The organism is Arthrobacter sp. AL05, assembly GCF_029960715.1.
Classification (GTDB): domain Bacteria; phylum Actinomycetota; class Actinomycetes; order Actinomycetales; family Micrococcaceae; genus Arthrobacter.
Genome location: NZ_JASBRC010000002.1, coordinates 1 through 18,763, shown reverse-complemented (window position 1 = coordinate 18,763; position 18,763 = coordinate 1). Strand labels below are relative to the sequence as shown.

General features: G+C 67.6%; 14 protein-coding genes. 13 read left to right on the top strand and 1 reads right to left on the bottom strand.

The window, feature by feature from the left end; all coding sequences use genetic code 11:
• The first annotated feature begins 82 nt into the window (after positions 1-82).
• The 13 genes from QK287_RS02480 to QK287_RS02420 all read left to right on the top strand — a co-directional run bounded on the left by QK287_RS02480 (position 83) and on the right by QK287_RS02420 (position 17,724).
• Entirely contained in the window at positions 83-1,399 is a 1,317-nt protein-coding gene (locus QK287_RS02480) for an MFS transporter (protein ID WP_226776313.1), read from the top strand.
• 10 nt (positions 1,400-1,409) lie between these two features.
• A complete protein-coding gene (locus tag QK287_RS02475) occupies positions 1,410-2,783 on the top strand; it encodes an FAD-dependent oxidoreductase (RefSeq protein WP_226776301.1) in 1,374 nt (457 codons plus the stop codon).
• Entirely contained in the window at positions 2,780-4,030 is a 1,251-nt protein-coding gene (locus tag QK287_RS02470) for a CoA transferase (protein ID WP_226776302.1), read from the top strand. The genes QK287_RS02475 and QK287_RS02470 overlap by 4 nt, the downstream gene beginning before the upstream one ends.
• The gene (locus QK287_RS02465; protein ID WP_282359062.1) at positions 4,027-4,842 is read left to right on the top strand and encodes an enoyl-CoA hydratase-related protein; all 816 of its coding nucleotides are present in this window, start codon (positions 4,027-4,029) and stop codon (positions 4,840-4,842) included. The genes QK287_RS02470 and QK287_RS02465 overlap by 4 nt, the downstream gene beginning before the upstream one ends.
• Positions 4,843-4,883: 41 nt before the next feature.
• Positions 4,884-5,852, top strand: coding sequence for a dihydrodipicolinate synthase family protein (locus QK287_RS02460; protein ID WP_282359060.1), 969 nt, complete (start codon positions 4,884-4,886; stop codon positions 5,850-5,852).
• Positions 5,852-6,640, top strand: coding sequence for an SDR family oxidoreductase (locus tag QK287_RS02455; protein WP_282359059.1), 789 nt, complete (start codon positions 5,852-5,854; stop codon positions 6,638-6,640). The genes QK287_RS02460 and QK287_RS02455 overlap by 1 nt, the downstream gene beginning before the upstream one ends.
• A 50-nt stretch (positions 6,641-6,690) precedes the next feature.
• A complete protein-coding gene (locus QK287_RS02450) occupies positions 6,691-8,175 on the top strand; it encodes an aldehyde dehydrogenase family protein (RefSeq protein WP_226776306.1) in 1,485 nt (494 codons plus the stop codon).
• A gap of 6 nt (positions 8,176-8,181) precedes the next feature.
• On the top strand, positions 8,182-8,502 hold the full coding sequence (gene fdxA / locus QK287_RS02445) for a ferredoxin (RefSeq protein ID WP_282359057.1): 321 nt from the start codon (positions 8,182-8,184) through the stop codon (positions 8,500-8,502).
• A 183-nt stretch (positions 8,503-8,685) separates the two neighbouring features.
• A complete protein-coding gene (locus tag QK287_RS02440) occupies positions 8,686-9,645 on the top strand; it encodes an HNH endonuclease (RefSeq protein ID WP_282359056.1) in 960 nt (319 codons plus the stop codon).
• Positions 9,646-9,920: 275 nt separating this feature from the next.
• Complete coding sequence (locus QK287_RS02435) at positions 9,921-11,111, top strand: glycosyltransferase family 1 protein (RefSeq protein ID WP_226776309.1); 1,191 nt, start codon at positions 9,921-9,923, stop codon at positions 11,109-11,111.
• A 219-nt stretch (positions 11,112-11,330) separates the two neighbouring features.
• Positions 11,331-13,472, top strand: a complete 2,142-nt coding sequence (locus QK287_RS02430) for an EAL domain-containing protein (protein ID WP_282359411.1) — start codon at positions 11,331-11,333, stop codon at positions 13,470-13,472.
• Positions 13,473-13,647: 175 nt separating this feature from the next.
• A complete protein-coding gene (locus tag QK287_RS02425; RefSeq protein ID WP_226776310.1) occupies positions 13,648-15,762 on the top strand; it encodes an EAL domain-containing protein in 2,115 nt (704 codons plus the stop codon).
• Positions 15,763-15,933: 171 nt separating this feature from the next.
• Entirely contained in the window at positions 15,934-17,724 is a 1,791-nt protein-coding gene (locus tag QK287_RS02420) for a bifunctional diguanylate cyclase/phosphodiesterase (protein WP_226776311.1), read from the top strand.
• A gap of 46 nt (positions 17,725-17,770) precedes the next feature.
• Here QK287_RS02420 and QK287_RS02415 read toward each other — a convergent pair whose 3' ends face one another.
• Complete coding sequence (locus tag QK287_RS02415) at positions 17,771-18,616, bottom strand: SDR family NAD(P)-dependent oxidoreductase (protein WP_282359055.1); 846 nt, start codon at positions 18,614-18,616, stop codon at positions 17,771-17,773.
• Positions 18,617-18,763 lie beyond the last annotated feature (147 nt).

Below are 18,763 nucleotides of genomic sequence, written 5' to 3'. Positions count from 1 at the left end.
GTAATCCCCGGACGGCGATGCGTCATACCCTCCCACGCCCCCAAGGCGTAAGCGTAAGGACACTTCCATGCTTGAAACACCCATGCTGAACACTCCGCAGCCCGACGACGACGTCGCGGCAACCACCCGCCCGGCCGCCAAGAAGTTCGCCCCTGAAGTCCGCAGGGGCCTGCTGAGCCTGGGCCTCGGCAACGCCCTGGAATGGTACGACTGGATGGTCTTCGGCCTCCTCTCGGCGTTCATTGGCCCGAACTTCTTTCCAAGCACCGACCCCCTCTCCGCGACCCTGAACACACTCGCCGTCTTCGCCGTCGGGTTCGCGTTCCGGCCGCTCGGCGGCGTGCTGCTGGGCACCCTGGCCGACCGGATCGGCCGGCGCCGGGTGATGCTGCTCTCCATCATGCTGATGGCGGGCACCACCCTGGTCATCGCCGTCACGCCCAGCTACCAGGAGATCGGCGCTTGGGCCGGGATCATCCTCGTCATCTGCCGCGTCCTGCAGGGCATCTCCACCGGCATCGAGGCCCCGCTCTCCACCTCGCACGCCGTGGAGCTGGCTCCGGAAGGCCGTGAAGGCTACGTCGCCGGGATCATGTCCTTCTACGTCAACATCGGCATCCTGCTCGCCTCACTGGTCAGCTTCCTCTGCAGCCTCACGCTCGGCGGGGCCGTGATGGGTGACTGGGGCTGGCGGGTGCCGTTCTTTATCGGCGCTGCCTTTGGCTTTGTTGTCCTTTACCTTCGCCGCGCCTTGCCGGAAACCATGAACCCGGAAGAGCTGGCCAACAACTCCGCCGGCGCAGTCTGGACCGGGGTCCGTAAACACTGGCTTTCCGTGCTGGCGATCGTTTTTGTTGTCGGCGCGGCCCAGGCCTACAACTACGCCTGGAACGTGGGGCTGCCCAGCGCCGCCCGCAGCAACTTCAAGGAAGATCCCACGGCTGTCTTCGCCCTCACCACCGTCCTGGGCGTGATCCTCGTGGTGGGCAGCTGGATCATCGGGAAGCTGGCTGACGGCCGGTCCATGTCCCGCTGGTTCCTCGTCACCCGGATCCTGGCCATTCCTTCCGTCTTCCTCATGCTGATGTACGTCCAGCCCGGCATCGGCGGGTTCGCCGCGGTCCTGCTCGGCGGTTCCCTCGTCCTGGTGCTGAACATGACCCTCTACAACGTGGTCAGCACCTCGCTGATGCCCAAAAACTGCCGCGGCACCGGTGTGGCGCTGGGCTACGGCATTGGCGTCGCGCTCTTCGGCGGCACCGCGTCCTTCCTCCTGGTCTGGCTGCAGTCCGTCGGCGCCGGCTGGGTCTTCCCGGTGTACGTCGCGGTCCTCTCCGTCCTGTCCATCGTCCTCTACCTCGCCGCCCGCCGTGCCAACGGCATCTTCGTCGGAAACTAAGGATCCCTCCATGAATTCCATGACTTCCCTTGAACTCAGCACCACGACGGCGGACCTCACCGCCCCCGTGATCTCCCGCTCCGATGTCCTTGTGGTGGGCGGTGGCCCCGCAGGTGTCGCCGCCGCCGTGACGGCAGCCCGGGCCGGCTCCTCCGTCACCCTGCTGGAACGCTACTCCTCGCTCGGCGGGCTCGCCTCCGGCGGGATGGTCCTGGTCCTCGATGACATGATCAACGGCCAGGAAATCACCGTCACGGGCATCGTCTCCGAATACGTCGAACGGCTGCAGAAGCTGGGCCTGGCCATCGTCCCGCCCGCGGAGGACCGCAAGGCCTCCGAGGAACTGTGGAACAAGTGGGGCCGCTTCGGTACCTTCGACTTCCACACCCACGTCACACCGAAGCCCATCTGCTACGCAGCGGCCTTTGATCCCGACGGCTGGAAGCGGATCTCCAACGACCTCGTCCGGGAAGCCGGCGTGAACCTGCGCCTGCACTCCTGGTTCTCCCGCCCGATTGTGGACAACGGCGTGATAAAGGGTGTCATCTGCGAGACCAAGTCCGGCCCGCAGGCCTTTATGGCCGACGTTGTCATCGACACCACCGGCGACATCGACGTCGCGTCCCGGGCCGGCGCCAGCCACATCAAGGACAGCTACCTCACCACCTTGGTCTTCCGGCTCGGCAACGTCGATACCAACGCCGCCGAGGCGTTTGAGCAGGCCAACCCCAAGGAAGCCCGAGCCATCAACCGCACCATCAAGCGCCTCCTCGGCGGCGCCTGGGAGCTGTGGTGGCTGAAAACCCCGATTGACGGCGTGGTCTGGTGCAATGCCCCGCACATGACCGGCTACGACGGCGTCGACCCGGCGGACATGACCGCGGCCGAGTTCGCGGCCCGGGACAAGATCTCCGAGGCCGTGGACTACGTCCGCGCCAACCTCCCCGGCTTCGAGAAGTGCTACATGCTCGACGTCGCCTCCCAGATGGGTGTTCGGCAGACCCGCCTGCTGGAGGGCGAGTACGTCATGACCAAGGATGACGTCACCACCCGCCGGCACTTTGCCGATACCGTAGCCCGCGGCCGGGACTACTACTACCCGTACCGCTCGCTGCTGCCGAAGGAAGTGGACCAGCTGCTTGTGGCCGGACGCCACTATTCCGCGACCCCCGAGGCGCAAAAGATGTCCCGCGAGATCCCGCCCTGCATGGCCATGGGCCAGGCCGTCGGCGTCGCCGCCGCGCTGGCCGTCCGGAACGGCACCCTGGTCCGCGACGTCTCCGCAGCGGAAATCCAGCAGGGCATGCGCGTCCACGGCGCGGACCCGGGCGACGTCCCGTCGTCGAACGCCACCCTGGACCTGGATTCGGTGGTGGCGGTATGAGCCTGGCTATCGATGACCTGCCGGGCGCGGCAGCCGCGCCCGGGACGGCACCAGCGCCCGCCGGCACGCCCTTGCCGCTGGACGGAATCAAGATCGTGGACTTCACCCAGGTGTTTATGGGCCCGTCCTGCACCCAGCTCCTCGGCGACTACGGCGCTGACATCATTAAGGTCGAACGCCCCGGCGCCGGGGACATCTCGCGCAACTCGTTCCCGGACAAGGACGGCCAGGACAACCCGATCTTCCTGTCCATCAACCGGAACAAGCGCAGCATCTCCGTGGACACCCGCACCGAGGAGGGCAAGGCAGTGCTCCGCCGCCTGCTTTCCGATGCCGATGTGGTGGTCAGCAACTTCCGCTCCGGCGTGATGGAGCGGATGGGCTTTGGCTATGAGGAGCTCAAGGAACAGAACCCGGGCATCATCTGGGCCTCCGGAACGGGTTTTGGCCCCATCGGTCCTTACTCGCACAAGGGCGGCCAGGACGCGATCGCCCAGGCCTACTCCGGTGTCATGTGGCGCCGCGAATCGGACGACCAGAAGCCCTCGATCTACCCCACCACGCTGTGTGACTACATCACCGGCATGCACCTGATGCAGGGCATTCTGCTGGCGCTGCGCACCCGCGAAACCGCCGGCGTCGGGCAGAAGGTGGAGGTGACCATGTACGACTCCATGCTGCACCTGCAGATGCAGGAGGCGTGTATGCAGCTCAACCGCGGCTACGAGGTCAACTGGGGTGCCATGCCGCTCAGCGGCGTTTTCGAAACCACCGACGGCGCAGTGTGCATGGTGGGCGGTTTCACGCCGGACCCGCTGGCGCGGATCTCCGAAGCCCTGGGCCTGGCCGAGGACCTCACGCTCCGGCCCGAGTTCGCCAATCTGGAGCAGCAATTCCAGCACAAGCCGGAGCTGCAGGCGATCTTCCGCGAGCGCATCGCCACGAACAGTACCGAATACTGGACCACAAAGCTGGAGGACCAAGGCCTGCTGAACGCCCCGGTGCACACCTTGGAGCAGGCCCTCGCCGACGCGCAAACGCACGCCAACGGCATGATCGTGGAGGCCGAGCACCCCGGCGTCGGAACTGTGCGGATGCTCAACGCACCGATCCGGCTCTCCGCGACCCCGCCCACGGTTCGCCGGCCCGCCCCGCAGCTTGGCCAGCACAACGTGGAGGTGCTGCTGGAAAACGGTTTCGACGCCGACGCCATCAAACGCCTGCAGCAGCTGGGGGTGCTGAAGTGACGTCCGTTGCAGAAGCTGGGGAGACCAGGGTGGATCAGGTCACCTTGGTCATCGAGAACCACGTTGCCACTGTGGTCATCGACCGCCAGCACGTGCTCAACGCCGTCGACAGCACCGCCCAGGCACGGCTCAACGCGATCTGGGCGCAACTGGAAGCAGATCCGGACGTCCGCGCCGTCGTCATCACCGGCGCCGGCACCCGGGCGTTCTGCGTCGGAGCGGACATGTCCACCGCCGCTGCGGACAAGACCGGGCTGCAGTATTGGGCCGGCCTGGACCCGAACGGCTTCGGCGGCCTCAGCCTGCGCACCAGCCTGGACATCCCGGTTATCGCCAAGGTCAACGGCTATGCGCTTGGCGGTGGGATGGAGATCGTGCTCGGCGCGGACGTCGTGGTCGCCGCGGACACCGCGCGCTTTGGCCTGACTGAACCGCGCGTCGGGCGTTTGGCGCTAGACGGCGGCATCCACCAGCTGGTGCGGCGTATCCCCTACACACAGGCGATGGGCATGCTCCTCACCGGACGGAAAGTGCCGGCCGCCGAAATGCAGTCCATGGGCCTGGTCAACGAGGTGGTCCCCGCAGGGGACCTCGACGCCGCGGTGCAGCGCTGGCTGGACCAGATCCTCGCCTGCGCCCCCACCTCCGTGCGGGCAGTCAAGCAAATGGTCACCCGGACCGGGCACCTGACTGCCACCGAGGCGCGCGGCCAGCGGCTGCCGGCCCTCATGGCGGCACTTGACAGCGCGGACTCGACGGAGGGTGTACGCGCCTTCCAGGACAAGCGCGCGCCGGTCTGGCCGGGACATTAGAGATGCAGCCCTTTGAGCGACCAAAAACTAAGGAGAAGCAGATGCGGCAGTCACTGGCACCCGGAGTGTGGGGTGTTCTCGCAACGCCATTCCAGGGCAGCACCCTGGATGTCGACACCGACAGCCTCGCCCGTCTCGTGGCCTACTACGAATCCATCGGCGCTACCGGCCTGACCGTCCTGGGTGTGTTCGGCGAGGCCGCGGCCCTGACCCCGGCGGAACGCGGCTTGGTCTTGGAAGTCGTTGTCGAGGAAACGACCCTTCCCCTGGTGGTGGGCGTAACCTCGCTGTACACCGGCACGGCTGTCGAGGAAATACGGGCAGCCCAGGCCGTGGCCGGCGAGCGCCTCGCAGCCGTGATGGTGCAGGCCAACTCCGCTAACCCCGCCGTGGTCAGCGCGCACCTGAACGCGATCCATCAGGCAACCGGCGCCAACGTGGTGCTGCAGGACTATCCGCTGGCCAGCGGAGTCAGCATCAGCACCGAAGCGCTGATCTCGGTGGTGCAGGCATGCGGCCACGTCATCGCCGTCAAGGCCGAGGCGCCGCCCACCTCCGTGGCCATCGGACGGCTCAGCCGGGCCCTCGAAGTGTCCGTGTTCGGCGGGCTCGGCGGCCAGGGGCTGCTGGACGAGCTGCAGTCCGGTGCCGCCGGTGCCATGACCGGATTCTCCTACCCCGAGGCCCTGATCGCCTGCGTCCGCGCCTGGCAGCGGGACGGGTACGAGTCGGCCCGGGACGCACTGCTGCCCTACCTGCCGCTGATCAACTTCGAGCAGCAGGCCCGGATCGCGCTGTCCGTCCGCAAGGAGTGCCTGCGCCGGCGGGGCCTCATCGCCGACGCCGGCGTCCGCGCCCCGGCCGCGCCGTTCCCGGAAACCCTCCGGCTGAGCATGCTCACGCACCTGGCGGAGGCCGCGGCGGCCCTTGACGCACAGCCCCCCGAACCGGCCACGGTGCCGGCCACGGTGCCGGCCACGGACATACACACAACGGCAGGGAGTTTCTGATGGACCTCGGAATCAGCACAAAGACCGCATTTGTGGCCGCGTCCACCGGCGGCCTGGGGCTTGCCATCGCCCGAGCCCTCGCCGCCGAAGGCGTGCGTGTGGCCGTCACCGGCCGGCGCCAGGTCCGCGCCAAGGAAATCGTGGCCGAACTGACGGACGCCTACGGGCCGGGCGCCGTCGCGATCGAGGCGGACCTCGGCACGGCCGAAGGGGTGGCGGCCGCCGTCGAGCAGGCCGTGGCGGAACTCGGCCCTATCGACATCCTTGTGCTCAACGGGCCCGGCCCCAAGCCCGGCGCTGCGGCCACCCTCAGCGCGGACGACCTCGCGGCCGCCTTCGACCTCCTGGTCAAGCCGCACCACGCGCTCATTTCCCACGTGCTGCCTGGCATGCGGGAACGGCGCTGGGGACGGATCCTCGCCGTCGGCTCCAGCGGTGTGGTGGCGCCGCTGACCAACCTGGCAGTGTCCAACACCGGACGCGCAGCGCTGGCCGGCTACCTGAAAACCCTCGCCGCCGAGGTCGCGCTGGACGCCGTCACGGTGAACATGCTCCTTCCCGGCCGGATCGCCACCGACCGCGTGGCCGAACTGGACCAAGCCGCCGCCAAGCGCCGCGGCAGCACCGTCGAGGAAATCCAGCTCGAGTCCCGCAAGACCATACCCGCCCGCCGCTACGGCGAACCCGCGGAGTTCGGCGCTGCTGCCGCGTTCCTCTGCAGCGCTCCGGCCTCGTACATCACCGGCATCGCGCTGCGGTGCGACGGCGGCCTGATCCGCAGCCTCTAACCGACCGCTTCCAGACCTCCGAACTCTTCCCGACCACCCGAAGGAACACCATGACTTCCACGGCAACAGACTTCACCACCCCCGCAGAGACCTCCGCCGACCGCGAACTCATCACCGCCCGGCACCTCATCAACGGCCAATGGCTCGGCAGCGCAGACACCGAGCGGTTCAACCCGGCCCGGCCCGGCGAGCTCGCTGCCCTCTCCCCCAGCGGCACCGCCGCGGACGTCGACGCCGCCGTTAGCGCAGCCGCCGCCGCGCAGCCGGCCTGGGCTGCACTGCCGGCCCCCTCCCGCGGCGCGATCCTGCTGGCCGCCGGCAACCTGCTCCTGGACCGCCAAGCCGCCATCGCCGGGGACCTGGTCCGTGAGGAAGGCAAGACCCTCGCCGAGGCCAAGGGCGAGGTCAAGCGTGCCGCCGACGTGCTGCGCTTCTTCGGCTCCCTCGGCTGGGCCGCGACCGGCGAAGTCCTCCCCAGCGGCCTGCCGGACACCACCATCACCACCAGGCGCGAGCCGCTAGGCGTCGTCGGGCTGATCACGCCCTGGAACTTCCCCATCGCCATCCCGGCGTGGAAATCCGCCCCCGCGCTGATCAGCGGCAACGCCGTGGTGATCAAACCGGCCGAGCTCACTCCGCTCTCCGCCACCCACCTCGCCCGCGCGCTGCAGGACGCCGGGCTGCCCGCCGGGGTGTTCAACGTGGTGCACGGCAAGGGCCGGGTGGTGGGCGACGCCCTGGCCCGCGACCCGCGGATCGCGGGGCTGTCCTTCACCGGTTCGACGGCGGTGGGCCTGGGCCTGCAGGAGATCCTGAACGCCCGCCGGGCCCGGGTGCAGCTGGAGATGGGCGGCAAAAACGGTGTTCTGGTGCTTGACGACGCCGATGCCCGCAAGGCCGCCAAGGTGGTCGCCGCCGGAGCGTTCGGGCTCACCGGCCAGGCCTGCACCGCAACGTCCCGCGTCTACGTCACGCCCGGCATCCGCTCGGAATTCCTTGCCGCACTGACGGAGGAGGCCGCGGCGTACACGCCCGGGGACGGACTGGACGCTGCGATGGGTGCCGTGGTGAGCCGGCAGCAGTTCGAGCAGAACCAGGCGGCGGTGCGCTCCGCCGTCGAACGCGGCGCCACGCTGCTGGCCGGTTCATACGACGGCGACCCCGCCGGGCCGCTGGTCTTCCCGGCGGCGGTGCTCACCGAGCTGCCGTTCGATGACGCCGCCGTGTCCGAGGAGATCTTCGGCCCGGTGGTGGCCGTGCTGGAGGTCGCCGACTACCAGGCCGGACTCGCCGCGATCAACGATTCCCGCTACGGCCTCACCGCCGGCATCTGCACCGATTCGCTGGCGTTCGCCACGGACTTCGCCGCGCGGGCGCAGGCCGGCGTTATTAAGGTCAACCGTCCGACGGCGGGCCTGGACCTCAACGTGCCGTTCGGCGGCGTCAAGGACTCCTCCACGAACACATTCCGCGAACAAGGAAAGTCGGCCCTGGACTTCTTCACCTGGGGCAAGACCGTCTACACGGGGGTGTAGCCCGCCATGACGTACGTGATCGCCCAGCCCTGCGTAGATGTCAAGGACAAGGCGTGCATCGACGAGTGCCCGGTGGACTGCATTTACGAGGGTGAACGGGCGCTGTACATCCATCCCGCCGAGTGTGTGGACTGCGGCGCCTGCGACCCGGTCTGCCCGGTCGAAGCGATCTACTATTCGGAGGACGTTCCGGATGAGTGGGCCGACTACGTCCGGGCCAACGTCGAGTTCTTCGAGGAGCTCGGGTCACCACAGGGGGCCGCCACGGTCGGGAACCTGGGCCGCGACCACCCGGTGGTGGACCGGGAACCCGTACCGGCCCGCTAGGTCCCGGCGTGCGGAGCCGGCGCGGTGTTGTCGCGGGCCCGGACCCGCAGCACAAAATCGCAGCACAAACCCGCAGCACAAACCCGCAGTCACTTGCAGGACCCGGCCGTCAAGCGCCCCGCTTGACGGCCGTTTGTGTCGAATTGCCTGCGCCGATGGCCGCCCGACTGCGAGAATGGCCCGATGAGCGCCATCATCCTGGGCTGGGACCCGGACCCTCGGAACGACTGGAATGACGCAACAGTTCGCGGCCGTGTCGCCGAGGCCGGCCGGTGTTTTGTGCCGTGGCGCGTCAACGGTGCGTGGAACTTGTCCGCTGGCACCGACGCTTGGCTTTTTCTGCAGGGGCCTGGCGGCCGCGGACTGATCGGCCATGGTGTTGTGGTCTCCGAGCAGCAGGACGCGGCGCAACGGGCGGCGGCGCAACAGGAATCCGGGCAACAGGAATCCGGGCAGGCGGTAGCCGGGCAGGCGGTAGCCGGGCAGGTGGCTGCCCGGATACCGGGCACCGTGCAGGACGATGCGCCGGTGTTTGTGCACCTGGCCGTCGATGCGCTGCTGCCGCCCGGTGAGCACATCGCCGTCGCCGTCCTCAAGGCTGCGGTTCCCGGGATCGAGTGGGAGGATGTCGACGCATTCGGGCTGGGCGTTGAACCGGCGGACGAAGCGGCGCTCAGGGCCCTGTGGCGCGACGCCGGGCCTCCGGCGGGCGCGGACCCCACCCAACACCCTCCCGGCACCTACCCGCAGGGCGCCGTTACCCGGGCGGAGGTGAACCGCTACGAACGTGATCCCGACGCGCGGCGGGCCTGCATCGCGCTCCACGGCACAAGCTGCGCAGCATGCGGCTTTTCCTTCGAACTCACCTACGGAGACGTCGGCGCGGACTTGATGCCCGTACACCACCTTGTCCCGGTGTCCCGTCTCGGCAGCCGCTATGAACTGGACCCCCTCACAGACCTCGTCCCGCTCTGCGGCAACTGCCACGCCGTGGCCCACCGGGGCGGGAGCACGGCCCGGACCGTCGCCGAATTGCGCCGGATCATCGCCGGCGCCGGATTCCTGCGTGACTCCGTCGTCACCGCCGAACAACTTGAGTCCCAGCGGCAGGCCCGGGAACTCCTCGGGCCGCCGGAAGCTTAACCAGGGAAAGCTGTCGAGCTGCTGTAGGTCCGGCCGCGGAGCATGCCCACTCTTGGCCCCGGCCCAAGCGCATCCCCGCCCCAACCGTTGGACATGCCCACTCTTGGCGGCGACCCGGGCGCATCTGCGGCCTATGTCCACCCCTCACCCCGGCCGCGGAGCATGCCCACTCGGACGCGTGCGAGGCAAAGCGACCACACCCCGTTAACCCACTCTTTTCTCCCCCGCAACGCGCCCTACCCCGTGCCGAAAGCCTGCCCCCGCAGTGTTGAGGGGTGAGGATCGCAATTGTGGCTGAATCATTCCTGCCCTTGATGAACGGCGTAACAAATTCCATCCTGCGCGTCCTGGAGCATCTTCAGGAGCGCGGGGACGAGGTGCTGGTAATTGCTCCGTCGACCCAGGACACCGGAGCCCCCGACGAGGTCTATGGAGCGAGCATCCACCGGCTGCCCTCGGTCCCGCTCGCCGGCTACACGAACGTCCGGGTGGCCATGGGCGGTGTTTACCGGGTCAAGCGAATCCTTGCCGAGTATGCACCGGACGTGGTCCACCTGGCGTCACCATTTGTCCTTGGCTGGCGGGCCGCGCAGGCAGCGCACCAGCTGGGGATCCCCACTATCGCCATCTACCAGACCGAGGTCCCCAGCTATGCCGGCCGCTACGGTGTGCCGTTCCTGGAGAACTGGGCGTGGAGCAGGGTGGAGAACATTCATCTGCTGGCCTCACGCACCCTCGTCCCCTCCAGCTTCGCACTCCAGCAACTCCGCGGCCGCGGCATCCCACGGATCGAGATGTGGCGTCGCGGCGTGGACACCCGGCGGTTCTCCCCGGACAAGCGCGACGCCGGCTGGCGGGCTTCCGTTGCCCCGGCCGGCGAGCGCCTCATCGGCTACGTAGGCCGGCTGGCGGCCGAGAAGCAGGTGCAGGACCTGGCGGTGCTGGCCGACGTGCCAGGCACCCGGCTGGTCATTGTGGGCGACGGACCGCAGCGGCAAGCCCTCGAGGACGCCCTGCCCAACGCCGTATTTACCGGCTTCCTCGGCGGTGAGGAACTGGCTCGGGCGGTGGCGTCCTTTGACCTTTTTGTCCACCCCGGCGAGTTGGAAACGTTCTGTCAGACCATCCAGGAAGCCATGGCCTCCGGCGTTCCGGTGGTCGCCACCGGCCGCGGCGGCCCGCTGGACCTGGTGGAGAACTCCCGCACCGGCTGGCTCTACGAACCCGGTGACCTGGTGGCGCTCCGGGACCGGGTGGTGGACCTGATGGGCGACGACGCCAAGCGCCGTGCGTTCGCAACCACTGCACATGCTTCGGTCCAGGGCCGTACATGGTCCATGCTTGGCGCCGAACTTGTCGCGCACTATCAAGCGGTCCTCGCCGCCGCGGAGGACCCCGGCACCTCCCACACCTCCACATCGCACGGCACCCGCGAACACGGCACCCGCGAAAGAGCCGCCTGGTAAGAATTTACTGACCAGCTGCGGAGCCGTGCTCCCGCCGGCTTCCCGCAGCGGCTCCCGCCGGAGGCAGCCGGTGCGGGCAGGTGCGGGCAGGTGCACGCAGGGTGAAACGCCGGTGTCCCCGGCCTGGTGTTGGTACCCCGGTGATGCCCCTATGATTTTCTGAGGGCAAGACTCGTCGATGGAATACAGGTGGTCGCAGATGTTCACGGTGAAAGCCGCGTGACGGCGTCCGCGTACCCGGCACCGAGCCCCGAAGCCATTCTGGAGGCGGGTCCTGACGCCCTGCTGGTGGTGGCCGAGGACGGCACCATCTTGATGGTCAACGCAGCCGCCGAACGTATGTTCGGCTACTCCCGGGACGAACTGCTGGGACACGACCACCGTGTGCTGCTCGCCAAAGGATTCCGGAGCGGATTTCACCGGCTGTTCTTTGTGCTCCGCGAGGACGCCTGGCCGCCCCCGGTCGAGGCCTACGCCGTCCGGCGTGATGGCAGTGAGTTCCAGGGCGAGCTGACCTATTCCCTGCTTCCGCAAGACGCCGGGACCCCAGCCGCGGGACCGGCCAGCATGGCCGTCACCATCCGGGACACCTCCCGCCGGGTGCAAACGGATGCCGGGCTCCGCGAAGCCATGTCGCTGCTCAGTGCCACACTGGAATCCACTGCTGATGGCATCCTGGTGGTCAGCGCCGAAGGCCAAATCGCGGGAGTCAATAACCAGTTTGTCTCCATGTGGGGGATCCCCCGGAACCTGCTGGCCAGCCAGAACGACGAAGCCGTGATGGGCTACGTGCTGGACCAACTCAAAGATCCTGCCAAATTTGTCGAAAAGGTCACCGCGCTCTACTCCGACCCTGCCGCGGAAAGCCACGATGTCCTGGACTTCCGTGACGGCCGGACCTTTGAGCGCTATTCCCGGCCACAAACGGTTGCCAATCAGGTGGTGGGCCGCGTCTGGAGCTTCCGCGACGTCACCGCTGCCCGGCTTGCCCAGGAACAGATCACCAAGGCTATGGCCGATCTGGCCGAGCAGTCGGCCCAGCTCAAGGCCCTCGCGTTCCAGGACCCGCTCACCGGCCTCTCCAACCGCAAGCTCTTCAACGACCACCTCGCCGCCGCCCTGCTCGGGCCGTACGGGACCGCCGTCGACCTCCTGCTGCTGGACCTTGATGATTTCAAGGAGGTCAACGACATCCTGGGCCACCACGCCGGAGACCAGATGCTGATCGAAGTGGGCCGGCGGCTGCGCGGCTGCGTACGCCCGAACGACGTTGTAGCACGCCTGGGCGGTGACGAGTTCGTGGTCCTGCTGGTCGGCTCGCTGGACCCCGACGAGGTGGCCGGCCGGATCGTCGAGTCCTTGAAGGTACCGGTCTGGATTGACGGGACCATGCTGCGGCCCAGCCTCAGCCTGGGCCTGGCCTCCATCAGCGACGACGCCGTTGGCGCCTCGGAACTGCTGCGCCGGGCCGACGTCGCCATGTACGCGGCGAAGGCCGCCGGAAAGAACCGCTACCTGCGGTTCCGGCCCGAAATGCTGCAATCCCTCGTGCAGCGCACCGAGCTGGAGACCGGCCTTCGACTGGCAGTGGACAGTGGCCAGATCACAGTGCTCTACCAGCCGATCATCTCGGCCACGCTGGGCGCCGTGGTTACTGTTGAGGCCTTGGCCCGCTGGGTGCGCGACGGCGAGACCATCCCGCCGGAGCGCTTCATCCCGGCCGCGGAACGCAGCGGTCTGATTGTCGAGATCGGTACCGAGGTGCTGCTGAAGGCCTGCACCGAGCTGAAGCCTTGGCTGGCGGAGGATTCCGCACGTCGCCTGGCCGTCAATGTGTCCGGCGTTCAGCTCCAACATGGGGATTTTGCCGAACTGGTCCAGGCGGCTACCGCCTCGTGCGGGGTTGATCCGCGGCAGCTGATCCTGGAAGTCACCGAGAGTGTCTTTTTCGACGACGACGGCCACGTAATCCAGCAGCTCAACGCCCTACGAAACGCCGGGGTGGGGGTGGCGCTGGATGACTTCGGCACCGGCTACTCCTCGTTGGGCCGGTTGCAGGAGCTTCCGGTGGACACCCTCAAAATCGACCAGTCCTTCACCGCCATGATCCAAACGGGTACCGAAAAGCTGCCGATCCTCAGCTGTATGGTCACCATGGCCCACGGCCTCGGGCTGACCGTTACAGCGGAGGGCGTCGAGACAGCCGCGCAGGCCGAATACCTGATGGGGCTGGATTGCGAGTCCCTGCAGGGGTTCCTCTTTTCCGGCGCGGAGGCGCAGTCCGCGCTGAATTCGGCGATTGCGCGTTCTACCGAGGTCTTCGGCACGCTCCGGGGCGGCCGGGTCTCCGAAACCCGCTGAGCCGAACGCCGGTGTGGGTGGCACCGGCGGCAATTCCGCAGGAAAAGCCGCGATCTGCCCGGCCCCGGGGTGCTGGACACTGGCGTCGGGGACCATATGATTCAGTGAAACGCATTGCCCGCGGCAAGACCGTCGGACACCATCACCATCCGAAGCTTTGGGGGCCGGTATCGCCGTGGGACCTGGGATTGAAGAGACCTTGCTGGAGCAGGGGCCCGATGCCTTTATGCTGTTGACCGCGGACGGAACCATCGTGTTCGTCAACGCGGCGGCGGAGCGGCTCTTTGGATATCGGCGGGAACAACTGCTCGGCGGCGGGCACCAGATCCTGCTCTCCGACGACGAGCGCGGCGGTTTCCTGCGTGTGTTCGGCAGGCTGGGCAGGGGCAACCCAGCCGCGACGCTCCCGGTCGCGGCGGCAGGCCGACACCAGGATGGCCGCGAAATTTTCCTGGAGATCACCTGCTCACTGGTTCAGCACGACGGCGGCGCGGCCATGGCGGTCGCCCTCCGCGACGGAAGCCACCGCCAGGACACCGATGCCGGCCGGCGCCTGGCCGTCTCGCTGCTGGATGCCACGCTGGAAACCACCGCCGACGCGATCCTGGTGGTCTCCAACGACGGGCAGATCACCGGGGTCAACGATCAGTACCTCAAGCTGTGGAGCATGCCACCGAATCTCGTTGCGGCTTCCGACCCGATGGCCCTGATCGACTTCATCGCCGGGCAACTGGCAAACCCGGACTACTTCCGGGGAAGAGTTTCCCTGCTGTATGCGGACAAGCTGATGCAAAGCAACGACCTCCTGGAGTTCAGCGACGGCCGCACCGTGGAGCTCAACTCACGGCCGCAGGAGGTCGCAGGCGCGGTTGTTGGACGGATCTGGAACTTCCGGGATATCACTTCGCGCAGCCGAGCCCAGCACCAGGCGCGGCGCGCCATGGAAGAGCTCGCCGAACAGGCGGCCAAGCTCAAGGAACTGGCCTTCCGCGACCCGCTTACCGGCCTGGCCAACCGGATGCTGTTCAACGAACGCGCCGCCGCTGCGCTGCTGACCAGCGAACCGGTGCACGTGCTGCTGCTGGATTTGGACGACTTCAAGGAAGTCAACGACGTCCTGGGCCACCACGCCGGGGACGAGATGCTGGTGGAAATCTCCCGGCGGCTGCAGGGATGCGTCGGACCCCACGGCACCGTCGCGAGGCTGGGCGGGGACGAGTTTGTCGTGTTGCTCGTGGGCTGCCGGGACGCCGACGCTGTAGCCCAGCGGGTCGTCGGGGCCCTGAACGCCCCGGTCTCGATTGAAGGGACCCTGATGCGGCCGGGCCTGAGCCTCGGCGTCGCCTCAAGCGATGACGGGACCGCCACCTCCTCAGAACTGCTGCGGCGGGCTGACCTCGCGATGTACGCGGCCAAGGAAGCCGGCAAAAACTGCTACGTCCACTTTCGTCCGGAGATGCTCACGGCACTGCTGGAGCGCACCCAGCTCACCGCTGGGCTTCGCCGGGCGGTGGAACTGGGACAGATCAGGGTTCACTACCAGCCGGTGGTCTCCAGCGAACAACTTAAAGTCGTGCAGTTCGAGGCCCTGGCCCGCTGGGAATGGCAGGGCCAGCTGATGGCCCCGGACGGTTTTATCGAGATTGCCGAGCGCAGCGGACTGATCCGGGAGATCGGAGCCGAAGTGCTGCGGCGCAGCTGCGCAGAACTCTCAGGGTGGCTTGCGGAGGATCCGGCCCGGTCCCTGGCGGTGAACGTCTCCGGCGTGCAGTTGCAGCACCGGGACTTCGCGGAGCGGGTCCTGGACATCGCGGCGTGTGGCGGCACGGATCCGCACCAGCTGGTCCTGGAGGTCACGGAGAGTGTGTTCTTTGATGCCCACTCCCACGTCATCGAGCAGCTGGAACGCCTGCGCGGTGCCGGGATCAGGGTGGCACTGGACGATTTCGGGACCGGCTACTCCTCGCTGGGCCGGCTACAGGAGCTCCCGGTGGACGTGGTCAAAATCGACAAGTCCTTTATTTCCATGCTGCGTTCCGGGGCCGAGAAGCTCCCCATCCTGACGTCCATGATTAACATGGCCAGCAGCCTGGGGTTGAAGGTCACCGCCGAAGGCATCGAAACGCCGGCGCAGGCCAGCTACCTGATGGAACGTGGCTGCGACGCCCTGCAGGGCTTCCTGTTCTCCCGGCCGGAGCCCGAAGCCCGGCGCGAACTCGCGATCCGCCGCTCCATGTCCGCCATCGAGGCACTCGAGGCGGCACCCGAGGCGGAGCCGCTCCCGGTCTAGCCGTGCGTTCCGCCGGCCTGCAAAGGCCTGCGCCGACACACTCCGCCCCCGCGTGGGCCGAATCAGGCTACCGTGCCGTCGACCGCCTATGATTCAGTGAGGGCAGCGTCGCGTGATCTTCACACGGCCCCTGCCATCCGTATCGGTCGCTTCGAGGGCAGACAAAACAGCATGGACCCAGGGTTTGCACAATCACTTCTGGAGCACAGCCCGGATCCACTGCTGCTGCTCGATCCGGACGGATCAATCTCCTTCCTGAACCACGCGGCGGAGGAGCTCTTCGGCTACTCCCGGACGCAGCTGTTGGGCGCTGATGCGTCCTTGCTGCTGGCCGAAGTATCCCGTGAGGAGTTCCATGGCGTGCTCGCCGGGCTGGACGCCGCAACACCCCGCTCCGCAGCGCCCTTCGCCGGCTCCGGCCGCCGCTTCGACGGAAGCGCGCTTCCGGTCGAGATCACCTGCTCGCTGATCCCCGCGGCCGCAGGCTCATCAGTGTCTGCTGCGCCGTCCGTCGCATTGGCGGTCCGCGGCACCGGCCCCCGGAACGGGCTGCCGCCCAGCCGCCCAGGCTACGTCTCCGGAACAGCTCAGACGGCGCGGAGCCGCCCGGGTGCCACCGCCTCCGTTCGTATTCCCTCCGCCGTCGCCGAGCACGACGACGAGCTCAGGGCCGGCACGCTGCGGGACCCGCTCACCGCGCTGCCTAACGGCACCCAGTTCAACGACCGCCTGGCCGCTGCCCTGCGCCGTCCGGACCCGGTGGATGTGCTCCTGCTGAACCTGGACGATTTCAAAGGCCTCAACGACATACTGGGCCGGTCATCGGCCGATGAACTCCTCGTCGAGGTCGCGAACCGGCTGCGCAACTGCGTACGCCCCCACGACACAGTTGCCAGGCTCGGCGGAGATGAGTTCGCGGTGCTGCTGACCGAGTGCCTCAACGCCGACGCGGTGGCGAAACGGATCGCCGATTCACTGTACGAACCACTGCGCGTTGGTGGCTCCCCTGTCCGGCCGGGCGTCAGCATGGGCCTGGCGTCCAAGTCCGCGCACACGCTGGACGGAGCCGAGCTGCTGCGGCAGGCCGATGCGGCCCTGAATGCCGCCAAATCAGATGGAAAAAACACCTGGCTGCGCTTCCGTCCGGACATGCTGCACGCCCCGGGCCACAGAGCCGAAGGCGAGGCCGGGCTCCGGCAGGCCGTGGAATTGGGCCAGATCTCGGTGCATTACCAGCCGGTGGTGTCGCCGGGGATCGGATCAGTGGTCCAGTTCGAGGCCTTCGCGCGCTGGGAACTGCACGGCCGATTGGTGCCGCCGAACCAGTTCCTGCCGGTGGCTGAGCAAAGCGGCTTGATCCGTGAAATCGGCGATGAGGTCATGCGCCGTGCCTGCGCGGAAATCCGGCCCTGGCTGGCCGGCGATGCCAGCCACAGCGTCGCGGTAAACGTCTCCGGCCTGCAGTTCCAGAACCGCGAGTTCGGCACGGATATTCTCGCGATCGTGGCCGCCACCGGCGTGAGCCCGCGCCAGCTGACGCTGGAACTGACCGAAAGCGCGTTTTTTGACGCCGGCAGCGATGTGCTCCGCCAGCTCCGGCAGCTCCGGGACGCCGGGGTCCGGGTTGCGATGGACGACTTCGGAACGGGCTATTCGTCGTTGCGCCGGCTCAAGGAGCTGCCGCTGGACATCGTCAAAATCGACCGGTCCTTTATATCGATGGTCGCCACCGGCCTGGAACACCTGCCGTTCTTCGACACCATGATCAAGGCCGCCCACGACCTCGGCCTGACGGTCACCGCGGAGGGCATCGAGACGCCCGCGCAGGCCAAATACCTGATGGACCGCGGCTGCGATGCACTCCAGGGGTACCTTTTCGCCAAGCCCGCCCCGGCCAGTGAACTGGCCGGAACCATGGAAAGCGCCCTGGCCGCAATCGACAGGGTCGACGCCGCCCGGTAGACCCGGCGCGGTGACGCCCCGCCGGGTGACGCCCGGTTGAATCCGGTTACACCCGGGGATCGAGTTCCTCGAGCGGCTGGGTCACCATGGCCTCGCTGCGCTCCCACAGTCCGCGTGCGAGCTGCGCGTCGTAGGCCTGTTTGTTGGCCTTGGCCAGCGCCCGCTTGGCGTAGTAGGCCCCCGGCATCCAGTCCCGCCCCGGCGTCGACGTCGCGAGCCAAACAAGCGTGTCTGCGCCCTGTTCGGGGCTGAGCAGGAAACGGTTGAGGATGGATTTGTACGCGTGCCGCATGGGGCTGGTCGACTCGGCCGCGAAGTTGGTGGCCACCACGCCCGGGTGGAAGGCCGCCGTGGAAATTCCCGCGGCACCGTAGCGGGTGTTCAGTTCGCTGGTGAAGAGGATGTTGGCCAGCTTGGCGGTCCCGTAGGCGCGGTTGGTCGAGTAGCTTCTGGCCGCGTCCAGGTCCGTCAGGTCCAGTCTGCCGAAACCGTTGGCGGCGCTGGCGGTGTTGATCACTGTCGCCTTGCTGGCCGTGAGCACGTCCAGCAGCTCGGTGGTCAGCAGGAACGGTGCCAGGTGGTTGATCTGGAAGGTCTTTTCGTGCCCGTCGACGGTGAGCTCACGCTTGCCCATGATCCCGCCGGCATTGTTTGCCAGGACGTCGATCTGCGGGTACTTCGCCTTGAGCTGCTCTGCAAGCCGGCGCACCTGCGCCAGGACGCCAAAATCCGCGACGAAGTAGTCAGCACCGATCTCCGTTGCTACCCGCTCGGTCTTCTCCGCGGAACGTCCGACGACGACCACCCGCTCCCCTGCTTTGGCAAGGGTCCGGGCAGCGGAGGCGCCGATCCCGTCACTGGCGCCGGTGATAACGATGGTGCGCTGGGTCATGGGAATCCTTTGAGCGAAAGCGGGAAGCGGGCTTTTGGAAACGAGCCCACCGAACCACAACGATGCCGGCACCGCCAATGTTCCCGTGGGTGGGTGGGGGTGTTTTTGGGTGGGGTGTTAAATGCGGGAGGACCCCCAACGTGGTTG